Origin of the sequence: Alishewanella sp. WH16-1 (assembly GCF_001441695.1) — a bacterium.
GTDB lineage: Bacteria > Pseudomonadota > Gammaproteobacteria > Enterobacterales > Alteromonadaceae > Alishewanella > Alishewanella agri.
The window spans coordinates 1-15,196 of the sequence record NZ_LCWL01000068.1 but is presented as its reverse complement, the minus strand read 5'-3'; the positions used below and the strand labels follow the sequence as shown (position 1 = coordinate 15,196).

Here is a 15,196-nt window from a genome sequence, read left to right as displayed (position 1 = left end):
CTTGTGATCAAGAGACAGACCAAGCTGTGGGGTTAATTTTATCTCGGCACTGGCTTTGCGTAAGGCTTAGTCTGGTGATCGTTTTGATGCTTGTTTTGCGGCCTGCCATTCTGCCTGAGTAATGGCACTGGTCGCAAGTTGTGTCAAATCTTGCTGCTGATACTGGATTTTACGTGCCGCCACCTGCTGCATAATAGCCGCCAGCTCAGCCTCTGAACGACGGTTCCAGTCGACAATTTCACTGATATGCCGATAGCAGCCAATGCAGACTTTGGCACTGTCTAACTTACAGCAGGCGACGCAGGGCGATTCGATCATCTTAAGCTTTTCTTTAGCCAAATAAGCTGACCGGGTGAGCCCTGGCCAGCAACGACTTTAACTCTTATCTACCAGCACTGCGATGGCACCATCACCGGTGACATTACAGGCCGTACCGAAGCTATCCTGCGCCATATAAAGCGCTATCATCAGCGCAATAGCGCCTTCACCAAAGCCCAGCATAGAGCCGAGTAACCCCACTGCCGACATGACCGCGCCACCAGGCACGCCAGGTGCTGCTAACATCACCACGCCCAAAGTCAGGATAAACGGAATCATCGTCAGCAAAGAGGGAATTTCCAGATTGCTCTTCATCATAATGACGGCAACAGCACAGCTGACGATAGTAATGGTGGAGCCCGACAGATGAATAGTGGCGCACAAAGGTACTGAGAAGTTTGCTACTTCGTCTTTAACACCATTATTTTTGGTCGCTTGCAGCGAAACCGGGATGGTTGCCGCACTGGACATGGTTCCGAGCGCCGTAAAGTAGGCCGGCAGCATATTGCGAATTAACGTAAAAGGCGACTTGCCTGCTTTGATACCGGCAATAACAAACAAAGTAATAATCCAGGCCCAGTGCAACAATATAGCCAGAATCAGCACTATGCCGAAAGTTTTCAGGGTGACGAAAACCGTACCGGCTGCGGCCATCTGTGCGAATACACCGGCAATATACAGCGGTAGCAGTGGGATAATTACTTTACTCAGTAATAGCTGAATGATATCGCGACCCTGATCCGATAATTGTTGCAAAGCGACGGCCCGGGTACTGGCAATGCCAAGACCAAATACAAAAGCCAGCGCCAGCGCGGTCATCACACTAAACACCGGCGGGATATTCATTTCGATGTAAGGCACCAGATTGACGCCTTCGGTACCCGCCAGATCGGCCGCTGCGGGTGCCAACATCGGAATGACCAGGGCGGCAATCAAAAATGCCAGTACACCGGCAGCAATAGTCGAAACATAGGCCAGACCAAGAGTGCGACCCAATAGTTTTCCCGAATTGCGCGGCAGGGCGGCGATACCACTGGTAATAAAGAATAAGATCAGTAATGGAATGGTGAAAAATAACAACTGACCAAATAGCGCTTTAAAGGTGATCAGAATTTGTGTTAGCCAATGTGGTGCATACAGCCCCATTAACATCCCCAGCACGATGCCGGCGACTAATTTTAGGATCAGTAACATAGATGGTTCTCGTTATTATGGTTTACCAGAGCGATAGTCGCTCTGCCTGGTTGTTCCCCACCGCAGAGCATATCACACTCCGGTCAGCGTTAGCTGCTCTGGCTGGTTTAGCCAGTTAGTCGATTATCTCTGCCTGCGGTAATTCTGCCGCTAACCAGGTTTTTAGCGCAGGAAGTTGCTTGGCTGGAAAGCGCATTGCGGCAGCGCGATAAAGATTAAACGGAAAATCCAGTAGTGCCTGTTGCTCGTCCAGCTTGCTCAGCGCCACCTTTTTAATCTGCTGCACCTGAAGTTGACGTTGTTTCACGTGAAGCACATCTTGCTCACGCTTTAGCTGGGTAAACACATCCGCCACCCATTCGGGCTCGCTTGATGGCTTGGGCTGCAAGCCTAATATCAGGCTTTGGATCAAGCCATTAAATGCTGCCAGTGTTAAGACAACCTCTTGCTGCAGGGCATAATGTACTGTTGCAATCGAAAAAATGGTCGCAAGCAACACACGTAATGGGTGGCGTTGGCAAAAGTTACGGATTTTCACCAGTGGCGAGAGGTGTTTAAGCATCATTTGACGTCCTGTCGAGTAAGTTGGATAACGTGGATATTACAATTTCTTTGGAAAGTTGCAACTGATTCGCAGCCAGTGCCAGTTGTTGCAATTGCGGCAAGAGTTGCTGCAGACGGCTGGCTTCGGTTTGGTTCGGCGCGCTGGCTGCGGCTATCGTCATCGGCTTGCCACGCTGGCGCTCCAACAGGCCTTCGGCCTCCAATAGGCTATAGGCTTTGGAGATAGTCATCGGGTTAATCGCATATTGCGCGGCTAATTCCCGGACTGAGGGCAGCTCGGCGCCCGGCTGCAATTGACCTCCGGCCACCATGCGTTTGACCTGCTCGGTGAGCTGCCGGTATATGGGTTCGCCACTATTGGGGTTAATGCTAAACATCCTGCTGCCTCACTGCTTTAGCGGCCTGGGTAAAGTCCAGCTGTTGCCAGTTTTTATTTGCCCAGCTGCGTAATAGTAATGTAAGCAGCAATAAGCCGGTCAATAGCCAGCTTTGGGTGATGGTTTGGGTAGAGACTGGCCAGATATCAATGGATAGCGCCAAGATGAGGCCGTAGCTGCAGCCAAAACCTAACTTGTAATTGGCGCCAAGTAACAGGTAAGTACTACTGAGCAATAAACCCAGGCTTAGCATCAGGGCCACCAGCAGCTCTGCCTGTGCCAGTCCACGACTGAGCAGCAAGAGGCTTAGTGGCAGCAATAGCAACAGCAGCTGCTGCAGATAATAGCGCTCCAGGTAATAAAATAGCTGCTGGCGGCTAAAGGGATAAAACAACCAGGCTTTGCTGAGATTACTCTGTTGTTGTCGGACCTGTAGCAGCCAACACATTAAGGGGCTAAACAGCAGCATATTGTTGAAGATTGACCAGCTGTCTGTGGGTAACCACTGCCACTGACCGGCAGTAAACCGATAAACGATGCTTTCGACAACCGGTAATGCAAAGCAATAACAACTATAGATAAAGAGCCGATAAAACCATTGGCCGTTTTGTTGCAGATGCAGGCTAAGTGCTAAAGACGGCTGTATTACCCTTTGCCACCAATTTAGGCTGATTTCTGGCTTGGGTAGCTTACCGGATACCAGTAATGTTTTACTAAGAACGGCTGCAACACCCAGACTTGCCACAGCTAACACTATGCCAAGCCATTGTGGATGGTCAAACAGCAGCAGGAAATACCAGTTCGGCGTCAGGTAAGTTGTGAAAACCAGGATCCCGAGAACCGCATCAGCTTTTTGTTTGTTTACTAATAACGCCATTGTATGTAGCAGCGCATGGATACCAGCTAACATCAGTATCAGTTGCCACAGTGGTACTGCACTTAACTGATCGTCAGCGACCTGATACAAGCCCGGAATGGGTAACAGGATTATTAACAGTGCCAGCAGTGCCAGACTCAGCAGCCGTTCAGTCTGACTGAGTAACAAACGGCCATAACTGCTGCGCATAAAATACAAGGCTTTCGGTAACAGGCTACCATAGTAATAAGGCAGCAGGATCAGATTTGCCACTACAAAGCCTAAGGGAGCTAGAAAGCCCAGAACCCAGAAAAAACCTATTAGTCCCCACACAAAGCTGCCTAAAGGCGTAATGGTGAGCAGCCGGGCGCAATTGCTGACAGCGATTGGTAACACGGCTTTGTTACTCATAACCCGCTCCTGATAGTCTGTAGGTTGGCTAACTTGAGTTGTCCCCAATCCAGTTGTTGCAGCTGGGCTTTAACACTAAGACGTAAGATGGCGACCGACAACCAGAGCGCAGCCGTGAGCAGCAGTAATATTTGCGGCTGGTTCCAGCAGGTGATTAACAGTAATACGCCGGCAATTTGCAGGCTTACCAGCACCAGCCCACTTTGCCACAGTGGTTGCTGAATCAGACGCCAATTGACCAGGACTGAGCTAGCCACCAGGCTGGGCCACAATAGCAAAGTGCAGGCTGCGGCAATGTAGTGTGGTGACACCAGCAGCACCAGTGGTGCTACGATAAGGGTGCAAAGCAGGATATGTTGTGCTGCCTGTCGCTCCAGCATTGGATAAAGCTGATCCCGGCTAAGCGGCAGCTGTAACCAGGCCCGTCTGACTCGTTTTAGCATCAGGGTCAGTTGCTCAAGTAAAAAGACTGCGGGTAAGAAAATATACAAAGCTCGCAGAAAAGGGTTCTCTGTGAATGGCGTATTGTCAAACAAACTACTCCAAAGCCACATGATTACCGGCAAATACCAGCAATAAGCCAGATAACGCACGCTGCGTGAAACCCAGCTATCACCTTGCCCTAATAGTAAGGTGCCGGGCAGTGAGCCAGCCCGACGATTCAGGCGCTGCATGACCTGCCACGGACTAGTTATGCCTTTAGCAGAGCGATGGCGATAACCTGTATCAGGCGTTAACCAATTCAGGGCAAACCAGGCGAGTAGCAAAATATTGACTAAACCAAGAATGGTTAAGAACAATGGCAGGCTGAACAACGGCAACTGTTGTGGTAATTTGGCGGCCAGTACCAGAATTAGTAAACTGCTACCAAACCAAAGTGGTCGCAAATGGCCCAGCACCAGACACGGCAGGATTAAGCCAGCAAAAGCCAGCACACCTAACTGCAAGCCCAATATAAAGCTTTGCTCTGTCAGCCACAGCAGGGCGCCAGCTAAACAGCCGAATAATACGGCACTGAGTAGCAATTGTTGCCGGCTATGGCGCTGAAAGTGTGGCAGTAAGCGCCAGCTGCCGCGCCGGCACAATGTCATAAACTGTAGTGGAATACAAAATAGCAATAACATCAAACAGGCCAGAGGCACTACCACAGTTTTTGGTTGCGCACTAAGTAAGGTGACAGCGAGCAGCAGTAACAATAAGCCCCAAACCACTTTAATAACGAAACTCGGCCACAACAGGCGGCCAAGCAAGGCAAACCAGGCTTTCATCGGTGCAGCTCCAGAAAAATCTCTTCCAGATTCAGGTATTCAACCCGGATATCAGTAGCCAGTAGCTGCTCTAAACTGGCCTGCCACTGCGGTTGCCAGTTGGTTACGGTCAGAGTGTATTGTGTGGTCTGCTGTTGTTGATGTAACACTTTTAACTCAAGCAAGGTGGCCGGTAGCGCTTTGGTGGAACTAAAATGCAGCCGTACGACCGACTCTTTCAGCGCATCCAGTTCGCCTTGCCATAACAACTGCTGATCTTTTAGTAGCCAGACTTTATTCGCCACCCGCTCCATATCGGTAACAATATGGGAAGAGAAGATAATGGTCGTTTGTTGATCGGCGGCAATATTCACCAGCTCGGTCAGAAACTGCCGCCTTGCCAGCGGATCCAGGCTGGCAACCGGTTCATCGAGGATCAGGAGTCTGGGGTTATGACAAAGCGCCAGCATAATGGAGAGTTTCTGGCGCTGTCCGAGAGACAGTTTGTTAATACGGGTCGTCAGCGGAATTTCCCAGCTACTACACAGGCGATCTGCCAGCTTGGGATCCCAATTCGGTTGGAAGCGGGCAAATAACTCCAGTTGCTCATAGGGTGTCAGTTGCTCCAGCAACTCATCTTGCTGCGGCACAAAACCGATTTGTTGCTTTTCGCGGGCGCCAATTTCAGTACTGGCGGTGCCGAATAAGCGCACCTCGCCATGCTGCGGTACGGCAAAGCCGAGAATCGTTTCCAGTAAGGTTGTTTTTCCGGCGCCATTTTTGCCCAGTAAGGCTATCACATCGCCCTCAGCTGCTGTGGCTTGTAGCTGGTTCAGCACACGACGACCGCTAAAGTGGCGGCTTAAGTTGTTTACTTCGATTACTGCGGGCATATCCCTGTCTCCATTTAAACTGTATTAATACACTAATACAGTTTAAATGGCTGTGCAAGCATTGAAATAAAAAATTTACAAAATTACAATATCAGCTCTCGCTGTTGATAGAGTTGTTGCCAGTGTGCACCGGCCTTATTGCTGATTTCGCTATCAAAGTAATGAAACAAACGGCGGCGGTCTTCCGGGTTATCTTTTAAGGCTGACCCCAGTAAGAAATGCAGCAACTGCCCATATTCCAGCTGGCCTTGCTGATAGTAATAACTATGCACACACAGCGTATGGCCTACCACCACGGCTTCCGCGGTTGACATAGCAGCCGCCGCCAGGCGGTCCGTGCTGCGACCATCCAGGGTTTGGCCGTTGCGCAGTTCATGAAAAATGGTGGCCAGCATTTCAAATAGCAGTGGGTCGAGATTAATATCGATACCGGCGCCGGCATTCAGTTTCGCGGTTTCCCACATCACGCATCCGGAAAATCAAAGCCAATTTCACTGCGAATGCGGGTTTGCTGAATATTGTCAATCGAATATTCGATCGGATCCTCAACGGTAATTACCTTGCGGGTGCCGTCGTCGGCTAATTCCTGTAAACCAGCATATAAGGTTGTTGATTTTCCAGAGCCGGTAGGGCCGACGACCAGCACCAAGCCCGCTGGATTATTGAGTAAACGGTGGTAATAGCCGGCGACTTTAGCGGACATTCCCAACTCTTGCATCGTCAGGGCGCGGCCGGTGTGTTTTAGCAGCCGAATCACCACATGTTCGGCGTGCAACGAAGGTTGGGTCTGGATCCGTAAATCATAGGTATTTGCGCCGTGCTTGAGTTGCGAGCGACCCCCCTGAGGTAAACGCCGCTCAGCAATATTCAGCTCTGAGCGGATTTTTATGATATTTACCAGCCCGGCCATTTCCGCCAGACTAAACTGAAAATGCGGAATATCATGCAGATCGCCATCTACCCTTAAGCGAACCCTGGCAGCATTGTTATAAAATTCGAGGTGAATATCACTGGCATTTTCGCTGACTGCCTCCAGCAAGATGGCTTCATAAAGCGCCACCAGGTAAGGGTTAATGGTATCGGCCGCTTGAGCGGGTGCATCGGTAGTGTCGCTGTCATCGCTTTGCACCCTTTGCTGTGACATGGCATCATTACCACGTTTCGACATATCCAGATGTGACCACAGACGCTTAAAGTCATTCGGAGTAACTAAAATACAGGCGACGCCACCGCTGCCGTTCATACCGATAAGTTCGTCAATTTGTACGTCAGGATTATCGGTAACGAGGAGTAGCTGTTGCTGTTGATATTTAAGTGGTAGCACACGTTGGCGATCGAGATAGGTTCTGGAGAACAAATTGAACAAACTCGCGTCGATGTCATTGACCAGCTCATCAAAGGCTTTAAATGGCAGTTGACGTTCTTTTGCCAGCGAGCTGAATAACTTTTGATCATCCAGGTTGAGTTTTTTACTCAGGATCTGCATCAGCGGTTTGTGCAGCTTTTTCGCTTCCAGGCTGGCTTCGCGAATTAACTGTTCATCGGCCAGGCCCAAATCGATAATACTTTGTTGCAAACGACGACTGAAGTCTATCCAGCCAAGATTACGGCGCTGCTGCAGATTCCCGTTATCTTTTTGATATAACGCCAGATTTGATAGCCCATCCTGTTCATCCTCCAGTACCACTAAAAAACCATGCTCGGTTAATAATGGCTCCAGATACTTAAAGCTACGTAGCTGACAGGTACATAAAATGAGCTGACAGGGCGGCAGTGGCCCAAAATCCTGCTCAGCGTCGCCATGGATGACTTGCACATTGTTAAGGTGCAGCGTGGCAAGGCGACTGCTTGCCAGAGCTGCCACCGCAGCGTCGCGCTCAAGTGCATAGACTTGACTAGCCATTTGAGCCAATACCGCGGCTATATAGCTGCTGCCGGTGCCCACATGTAATACCGTAGCATCCGGATGCGGCGGTGGGATTAAACTTAGTAAACGTTGCATCGCCGCCTGGGTTGGCAGGCTGTGACCGGTGATCAGTGGCTCGCGGCTGGCGTCAGCGACAAAGTGCTGCCGTGGTACGGCCAGGATTGCCGGATAAAGTTGCTTTTCTGCATCGACTTCATACATAGTGGCGTTAGCCTCTTACACTGGCAGTTAATTCTCGGTAGCTTGCAGCAGGGTGGGAGCTGCAAAGTCTGCTGCCGGACGACCAAACAGGTAGCCCTGAAACAAATCACAGCGCAGCCAGGACAACATATTAAACTGCTCTTCAGTTTCAACCCCTTCGGCGACGACCGTTAGTTTCAGTGCTTTGGCCATACTAATAATCGTATCGACAATGGCATAATCAGTCTGATCAGTCAGAAAGTCGCGGACGAAAGAGCGATCGATTTTCAGCACCTGAATGGGTACATTTTTTAAAAACGCCAGTGACGAGTAGCCGGTCCCGAAATCATCCAACGCAAAACGGATTCCTTGCTGGTGTAACTGCAGCAATTTTTCCCGTGTTTGTTCGACGTCAGTCATTAACATACTTTCGGTAATTTCCAATTCCAGTTGGGATGCTCTGACCCCTGCCGTGGCGATCTGATTGAGCGTTCGGATCACAAAGTCGTCGGTTTGTAATTGCCGTTTACTGACATTAATTGCGATAGTCAAACCAGGGTCGGTCAGCTGTTTTAATGCAACACAGGCCTCGGCAATAACCCACTGCCCTAGAGTGGTAATAAAGCCAGAGTGTTCGGCGACCGGAATAAATTCTTCCGGGCTAATCATGCCGCGCTGCGGATGTTGCCAGCGCAATAAGGCCTCGTAACCCGTGAGTTTGCCTTTGTTATTGACCTTAGGTTGATAAAATAATTTAAACTGTTTGTCATGCAGTGCCTGCTGCATTTCTGATTCCAGCTGTTGGCGCAACAGAGCCCGTTGTTGCATGCTTTGCTCAAAGAAATACAACTGGTTTCGCCCTTGTTCTTTCGAGTAATACATCGCCATATCGGCAGATGACATTAATTCATCCGTTGTTCTGGAACCATCGTTAAACAACACAATGCCTATGCTGGCGGTGATCTGATAGGGCAACTGCTTCAACGAAAAGGGTTGGCGGATTTGCAGTAATAGCTTGGTTGCCAGCTTTTCTGCATCTTCGGCAGCTTCTTCGGCATCGGTTTTATAAGTTGGTGCCAGCAGGATAAACTCGTCCCCACCCGGCCGTGCCAGGGTATCTGTCTGGCGCAATACCTGCTGTAAGCGACTGGCCAGTTGCTGCAGCAATTCATCGCCGTATGAGTGCCCTAGCGTATCGTTCAGGCGTTTAAAATGATCCAGGTCGATAAAGAGTAAGGCAGCAAAATGTCCACTGCGCTCGGCATCACGCTGACATTCGGCGATGCGCTCTAACAGTAAGCGCCGGTTTGGGAGTTGGGTTAAGGGGTCATAATAGGCGAGTTTATAAATTCGTTCCTGATCCGATTTGCTGGCGCTAATGTCGTTGAAGCTGGCAATATAGTGACTGACCGTGCCTTTGGCATCGGTAATGGCATTAATGATGATATGTTCCGGGTACACCTCGCCATTTTTTCGCTTATTGTAGAGTTCACCACTCCAAACGCCCGTTTTTTCCAGTTGTTGCCATAGTTGCTGATAAAAACTTTCGTCATGTAGACCAGAGCGCAACACGGCCGGTGTTTTACCACAAACTTCCTGCTCACTATAGCCAGTGATCTCGGTAAAGGCCGGATTGACTCTGATAATCCGGCGCTGCGCATCGGTGATCATAATGGCTTCGCGGGTGTGAAACGCCAGCGCATTGAGTTGTTCGGTGGCTTCAGCAATTTTTTGATCGGTAATATTACGGGCAGCCAGCACAAAATGGGGTATGCTAGCCCGTTTGCTCTCTAATTTAAGCGAAGCAATGACCTGAAACCATTGCATTTTAGCGCCTAACTCCAGCGTATACTGCTTGGCTGACGACACCCCTTTATTTTTCCAGGCTTCGTTTATCGCTTGCATACCAGCGCTGGCTGCTGATTCGGGCATGACCTCAGTCATAGTTTTACCAAGAAAATATTCTGGCGGATAAAGTAATTGTTGGTTCTGTCCGGTATGAGCGCGATAAAAGCGACCGTGTAAATCAACAACAAATAACAAATCCGGTACGGCATTTAGAGTCGCAGTCAGCTCGGCGGACGACGCCGCCAATTTATGAAAGGGCTCCACCAGATTTTCGTAAACCAGAGCCCGGTATAAAAACAGATAGGACAATACCTTTAACAAATGACCAGCCAAATTATAGGTGTCATTGATATCGCTATACAGGGTAAATAAAAACTCTGACAACATTGTGGTTACCAGGGCGGCAACTAATGCCGGGGCATGATAAGGCCTCGACTGTTGGCGGAAGCGCCAGAGTAAGGCCAGACTACCCAGACAAAGCCCGATAACCAGATATTCCGTAAATACTTTAAACGGCGTTAAACCGACACCGCTAATATAGGTTGCAGGTACCCACTGTGGATAGCCGATAAACCACAGATGACAAAACAGGACCAGCAGAGTGCTGCAACCCATTGCCAGCCAAAGCTCAGCTCGTCTGGCCGGCAGATCTGCCACCGGCAACAACACATAAAGCAAGGCGGATGCCGCGACCAGGCGGGCGGTTAGCCAGAAGTTGATGGTTTTTGCAGCTGAGTTTTCGCTGAAATAAGCGGGCATTCCCTCAAAAGACAGCATATGTGCCAAATCAAGCCAGAACACGGCAAAAAAGGCGGCTGCCAGCACCACACCTCTTCTTTTTAGTTCATAACGGGCTTGTTCTCTTACCACGGTGAAAATCAGGGCGCTAATCGTGATAGCGATAACTTCGAGACTGGTATGTACAGGCAGATAGTAATCGTCGCCTATCGGGGGCAGGCTGGGCTGAAACAGCAAAGGGGAAAAAGTCAGCGCGGCCAGTAGCGCCAGAAAGAATCCGAGCGCGGTATGGGAACCAAAGAAGAATAAAGAAGAAGCAGACTGAGTGCTGGCCGGCATCGGGTAGCTTAATTTGATTAATCTAAATTAAGAATACGCCTTTTTAACTAAAACTCAATCTGGTTTCGATGCGAGTTGATCTACCACAACTTTGGCAGCTTGTTCAGGCTCTGCTAAGGTGTAAGTATTATACTATACGCCATTATGAGTCTGCGCTCGCCCGAGTAGCGCTGCCATGTTTGAGAGTGATTATGCGCATTTTAATAACCTTGTTATGTAGTGTTCTGTTAGTTGGCTGCAGCCAGCTGGCCCCGGTGTCAGTGTTTTCGGTGTCAGAGGCTGATTTGGAACAGTTGTTAACGCGCAAAGTGCCTGAGCTGACGCGGCAAGCTAATGTGGCCGGTATACCGCTGAAAATGGCGGTAGACCAGATGAGCGTGCAGATTGGCCCGGATAATTCGGATGTGATTCGGATTCAAACTGCCGCTAACGCCAGCTTAAGTTTATTTGGCTTGACCTATCCGGCAGATTTACAGCTGCAAGTTGAAGGTGTGCCTTATTATGATGCAAGCGAGCAGGCGGTTTACGTGCGTTCAGTTAAATTGCTTAATTCCTCTATTGAGGCCGCGGGCTATCGCGGTAATCTTACGCCGGTAAGCAATGAGCTGTTGCAACTGGTCAATCAATTTCTGGCGACCAACCCGGTATATCGTTTTGACCGAGAGGATCCTAAGGTTAAGTTACTCACCGCCATGCCGCTTAATCTAGCGGTGCAGCAAGGCCGTATTGCCTTCATACCCGGCGCATCATCCGGTAGCAGATAGTACAAAATCTCTCTTGCACTCAGTCGGAGCACGGGTAATACTTTTGGCATAGACTCTGGCTGGAAGAAGTATGGCGTGCAGTACTGGCTAAAATTCGCGTTGTTACACGCTATCGCACTGTGTTTTGTCGCGACAGCCGGTGCTGAGTCCTTACCTGATCCTGCCGCCACTCCGGTGTACAGCCGCTTTATTAATCTGACCCATCCGAATAAGTCTTTACCGGTGCCAACTACGATGGCACGTGATCAGCAGGGATTTCTGTGGCTTGGTACTCAGCAAGGCTTATTTCGGCATGATGGCACTGAGGTGTTAGAATTTCGCGCCGATCCCGGACGCCCTGATGCCTTATCCGCCAGTTGGGTATCTGCTTTAGCTCCCGCGCCCGACGGGGGGCTTTGGGTCGGTACCCGCTATGGTGGCCTGAATTACTATGATCCGGCGACCGAACGTTTTACCCGCTATGAACTAACTGCCAACTTTAGTGCGGCGGCAGAAATTTCTTCGCTGTTATTTGATGCCAATCAGACGCTCTGGGTGGCGACCTATGGGGGCGGTTTATTTCGCTGGCAGCCACAACAACAGCAATTCTTGCCGATTGCCTTACCTAATCTGCCGAACTTAGCGGTAAACCATATCAATGATATTTACGTTGATCCTCAGGGCGGGCTCTGGCTGGCGCTCGGCGATGCCCCTCTGCGTACCATAGGGCAGCAACAAGGTGGCGTGTTATATCAACCGGCGGACAGTGCAGACTGGCAGCAACTGCACTTTGCGCAAACTACTGGCGGCGTTTCTGTAACCCGGATCCGCGCTACGGCTGACGGTCAGATTTACGCTGCCAGTTATGGGCAGGGGTTGTTTCGTTACCAGGCGGCGCAACAACACTTTGTTAAGGTGCCGCAACCGCCTGCTTTGCAACAGGCTTTGCTGTCTGATCTAAGCGTTGATGCAGATAATGGGCTTTGGCTAAGCAGTTATAGCGCTGATAGTCGGGGTGGACTCTGGTATTTTAGTGTGGCTGGCGGATGGCAACATTATCCTTACAGTGCCGAATTCAGCGATGGCCTACCGCGCAGCGACTTACTCGGGTTGTATTATGATCAGCAAGGTATTTTGTGGACGATCAGTCAGGCGGGCTTTAAAGGCTTAAGTCGCTTCGCCAAACAAATCAAAACGCTGCCACCCGGCCAGCCTGCGCATGGTCTGCTACCGGCGCCGAATGTGCTGGGATTAGATGCGGTTGCCGCCGATAGTCTGTGGCTGGCCAACCGCGAAGGTGGTGTGGTGCACTTTAATCCTCTAACCGGCGAGCTGCAACATTGGCCTATTCCGGTAACAGCGACTCAGGTCAGCTCAGTACAAACGGTGAAGCAAGATCAGGCAGGCGTGTTGTGGCTGGGGACAGACAAAGGCCTGTTCCAGCTAGACGCAGTGACGGGCCACTGGCAATTGTTTAGTCTGAACGCTGGCGATGAACCGATAGTGCGTTTTCTGTTTACAGACCGCCAGCAAAATCTCTGGATTGGCAGTCGTGGCCAGGGGTTGTTCCGGTTAGATCCACAGCGGACCGCAGTGCGGCATTTCCGCCAGGCAAAAGGCGCTGAGCCTGTGGTGCGGTTTGAAGATGTCAACAACATCAGTGAGGACTATCTGGGAGCGATCTGGATCGGTTCAACCGATCAGGGATTGGCTCGCTATCAACCGGCCACTGGTCAGGTTGACTATTGGATGCAGCACCCCGGCAGCAGCCATGGTTTGCGGCTAAATGGTATCCAGCTGATTATAGAAGATACACAGCAGCAGCTATGGGTAAGAGCGGGTAATGTGAATCACCGGGTGCTGCGGGATGCAGAGCAGCCAGAGACTATTCAGGGCTTTAAAGCCTATCTGGCGCCAGAAGATCAGGACCCGGAGCTACAACAAGCCGATATATTCCGCTTACTCTATCGTTTGCATTGGTTACCAGAGCAAAACACTTATCTGGAACTTGACGAAATGCACGGTATGCAAAGCGTAACCTGGATTGGCGCCTGGGATGTAGATGGTAAGCGGATTTACCGTGGTGGTGCCCGTGGCTTTGATTACTTTGACGTAGACAAGCTGCCACAGCGCGTTGCTTTAAGCCCGGTTCAGTTAACCGGTTTGAAACTCTTTAATCAGCCGGTACCTGCCGGGAGCGACCTCTTGCCCAAAGCGCTCGAGCGGTTAGAGCATCTGAAATTGAATTATGAGCAAGACATGTTTAGCTTACGTTTTGCCTCGCCCGAGTTTAAACAACCGCGGTTAATCCAATATCGTTATCAGCTGGTTGGGTTCGATCGGGATTGGATCCTGACTAGTGCCCAAAATGCGGTAGCAACCTATACCCGACTGCCACCGGGTAACTATGTATTTCAAGTCAGCGCCCGACTGGCTGATGGACAGTGGCAACAACCCACACAGCTGGCGTTGCAGGTGTTACCGCCCTGGTGGCTGACCTGGTGGTTCAGGTTAGGGTTATTATTCAGTGTCGCGCTTGGTATCGGCTGGTTTGTTCATTGGAAACTGCAACGGGAATATCGGGTTCGTCACAAACTGGAGCAACAGGTGGCACAGCGTACTGCTCAGTTAGCAGAACAGAATCAAGCCTTGGAATTATCCTATCAACGGCTGCAACAAACCCAGCAACAACTGATCACGCAGGAAAAAATGGCCTCACTGGGTGGCTTGGTTGCCGGTGTCGCTCATGAAATTAATACACCGCTTGGGATTTGTGTTACTGCCACCAGTCACTTACAAAGTGAGCAGCAGCAATTGGCGGCTGCCTTTGCCAGCCGCACCATGCAACAAAGTCAGTTTGAGCGCTTTATGCAGCAGCTGGCAGATGGTTTAAAAATCCTGCAAGTGAATACGCAGCGCGCCGCTGATTTAGTCTCCAGTTTTAAACAAGTTTCTGTCGACCAAAGCACAGACAGCTACCGTGAGTTTGAACTTTATCAGTATCTGCAGGATGTGATGTTGTCGTTACGTTCCCGCTTAAAGCAGCAACATTGTCAGTTGCAACTGCAATGTCCCGATCCCTTACCCTTATATTCTGATCCCGGAGCCCTGGCTCAGGTGCTGACCAATCTGGTCATCAATGCGTTAATTCATGGTTTAGACGGGCAAACCGCAGCGCAGATCAGCATTGAAGTTACCGCGGATGACGATTGGATACAGCTTAATTTTAGTGATAATGGCCGCGGTATGACTACCGAGCAGTTACGTCAGCTATTCGATCCTTTCTTCACTACCAAGCGCAATCAGGGAGGGAGTGGTTTGGGGGCACATATTGTCTACAACCTGGTGACAGTGCGCCTGCAGGGAAGCATTAACGTACAAAGTGCGCCAGGGCAGGGTTTGCATTACCAAATTCGATTTCCGCGATGGATCGCGGCTTAAAAAATCGGGGAGCCTAAGCTCCCCGGCAATGCAGGACAAATTTTACAACGACCAGAACATCCCTATTCGGGCTAGGCCCGCTCTCTCCATCGACCTTATTACTATAGTCGTCTTTAGATC

General features: G+C 50.2%; 12 protein-coding genes. 2 read left to right on the top strand and 10 right to left on the bottom strand.

Features of this window, described 5'->3' with window-relative positions:
• Window positions 1–66 precede the first annotated feature (66 nt).
• From AAY72_RS06155 to AAY72_RS06110, 10 genes are all read right to left on the bottom strand, one after another.
• Window positions 67–318 carry a DUF1289 domain-containing protein gene (locus AAY72_RS06155; protein WP_057786082.1) on the bottom strand — a complete coding sequence of 84 codons (252 nt, stop codon included), beginning with the start codon at window positions 316–318 and terminating at the stop codon, window positions 67–69.
• A 57-nt stretch (window positions 319–375) separates the two neighbouring features.
• Complete coding sequence (locus AAY72_RS06150; protein ID WP_057786080.1) at window positions 376–1,512, bottom strand: dicarboxylate/amino acid:cation symporter; 1,137 nt, start codon at window positions 1,510–1,512, stop codon at window positions 376–378.
• 115 nt (window positions 1,513–1,627) lie between these two features.
• Entirely contained in the window at window positions 1,628–2,077 is a 450-nt protein-coding gene (locus AAY72_RS06145) for a hypothetical protein (protein ID WP_231728912.1), read from the bottom strand.
• Window positions 2,067–2,453 carry a GntR family transcriptional regulator gene (locus tag AAY72_RS06140; RefSeq protein ID WP_008985000.1) on the bottom strand — a complete coding sequence of 129 codons (387 nt, stop codon included), beginning with the start codon at window positions 2,451–2,453 and terminating at the stop codon, window positions 2,067–2,069. The genes AAY72_RS06145 and AAY72_RS06140 overlap by 11 nt, the downstream gene beginning before the upstream one ends.
• Window positions 2,446–3,720 carry a hypothetical protein gene (locus AAY72_RS06135; protein WP_057786078.1) on the bottom strand — a complete coding sequence of 425 codons (1,275 nt, stop codon included), beginning with the start codon at window positions 3,718–3,720 and terminating at the stop codon, window positions 2,446–2,448. The genes AAY72_RS06140 and AAY72_RS06135 overlap by 8 nt, the downstream gene beginning before the upstream one ends.
• Window positions 3,717–4,988 (bottom strand): hypothetical protein, encoded by a 1,272-nt coding sequence (locus AAY72_RS06130; RefSeq protein WP_057786077.1) that lies wholly within the window; start codon window positions 4,986–4,988, stop codon window positions 3,717–3,719. Before AAY72_RS06130 ends, AAY72_RS06135 begins: the two co-directional genes overlap by 4 nt.
• The gene (locus AAY72_RS06125; protein WP_057786075.1) at window positions 4,985–5,860 is read right to left on the bottom strand and encodes an ABC transporter ATP-binding protein; all 876 of its coding nucleotides are present in this window, start codon (window positions 5,858–5,860) and stop codon (window positions 4,985–4,987) included. The genes AAY72_RS06130 and AAY72_RS06125 overlap by 4 nt, the downstream gene beginning before the upstream one ends.
• An 83-nt stretch (window positions 5,861–5,943) precedes the next feature.
• On the bottom strand, window positions 5,944–6,324 hold the full coding sequence (locus AAY72_RS06120; RefSeq protein ID WP_057786073.1) for a hypothetical protein: 381 nt from the start codon (window positions 6,322–6,324) through the stop codon (window positions 5,944–5,946).
• Complete coding sequence (locus AAY72_RS06115; RefSeq protein ID WP_231728911.1) at window positions 6,324–7,988, bottom strand: ATPase, T2SS/T4P/T4SS family; 1,665 nt, start codon at window positions 7,986–7,988, stop codon at window positions 6,324–6,326. Before AAY72_RS06115 ends, AAY72_RS06120 begins: the two co-directional genes overlap by 1 nt.
• Window positions 7,989–8,015: 27 nt before the next feature.
• On the bottom strand, window positions 8,016–10,892 hold the full coding sequence (locus AAY72_RS06110; protein ID WP_057786071.1) for an EAL domain-containing protein: 2,877 nt from the start codon (window positions 10,890–10,892) through the stop codon (window positions 8,016–8,018).
• 191 nt (window positions 10,893–11,083) lie between these two features.
• Between AAY72_RS06110 and AAY72_RS06105 the strand changes: the two genes are divergently transcribed.
• Both AAY72_RS06105 and AAY72_RS06100 read left to right on the top strand, forming a co-directional pair.
• Window positions 11,084–11,656, top strand: coding sequence for a DUF1439 domain-containing protein (locus AAY72_RS06105; RefSeq protein ID WP_057786069.1), 573 nt, complete (start codon window positions 11,084–11,086; stop codon window positions 11,654–11,656).
• 75 nt (window positions 11,657–11,731) lie between these two features.
• Window positions 11,732–15,076: a sensor histidine kinase gene (locus AAY72_RS06100; RefSeq protein WP_057786066.1), complete on the top strand. Its 3,345-nt coding sequence runs from the start codon at window positions 11,732–11,734 to the stop codon at window positions 15,074–15,076.
• Window positions 15,077–15,196 lie beyond the last annotated feature (120 nt).

Excerpts from the sequence above, each read along its gene's own strand:
- AAY72_RS06155 (WP_057786082.1), bottom strand. The coding sequence starts at position 318 with ATGATCGAATCGCCCTGCGTCGCCTGCTGTAAGTTAGACAGTGCCAAA.
- AAY72_RS06150 (WP_057786080.1), bottom strand. The coding sequence starts at position 1,512 with ATGTTACTGATCCTAAAATTAGTCGCCGGCATCGTGCTGGGGATGTTA.
- AAY72_RS06145 (WP_231728912.1), bottom strand. The coding sequence starts at position 2,077 with ATGATGCTTAAACACCTCTCGCCACTGGTGAAAATCCGTAACTTTTGC.
- AAY72_RS06140 (WP_008985000.1), bottom strand. The coding sequence starts at position 2,453 with ATGTTTAGCATTAACCCCAATAGTGGCGAACCCATATACCGGCAGCTC.
- AAY72_RS06135 (WP_057786078.1), bottom strand. The coding sequence starts at position 3,720 with ATGAGTAACAAAGCCGTGTTACCAATCGCTGTCAGCAATTGCGCCCGG.
- AAY72_RS06130 (WP_057786077.1), bottom strand. The coding sequence starts at position 4,988 with ATGAAAGCCTGGTTTGCCTTGCTTGGCCGCCTGTTGTGGCCGAGTTTC.
- AAY72_RS06125 (WP_057786075.1), bottom strand. The coding sequence starts at position 5,860 with ATGCCCGCAGTAATCGAAGTAAACAACTTAAGCCGCCACTTTAGCGGT.
- AAY72_RS06120 (WP_057786073.1), bottom strand. The coding sequence starts at position 6,324 with ATGTGGGAAACCGCGAAACTGAATGCCGGCGCCGGTATCGATATTAAT.
- AAY72_RS06115 (WP_231728911.1), bottom strand. The coding sequence starts at position 7,988 with ATGTATGAAGTCGATGCAGAAAAGCAACTTTATCCGGCAATCCTGGCC.
- AAY72_RS06110 (WP_057786071.1), bottom strand. The coding sequence starts at position 10,892 with ATGCCGGCCAGCACTCAGTCTGCTTCTTCTTTATTCTTCTTTGGTTCC.
- AAY72_RS06105 (WP_057786069.1), top strand. The coding sequence starts at position 11,084 with ATGCGCATTTTAATAACCTTGTTATGTAGTGTTCTGTTAGTTGGCTGC.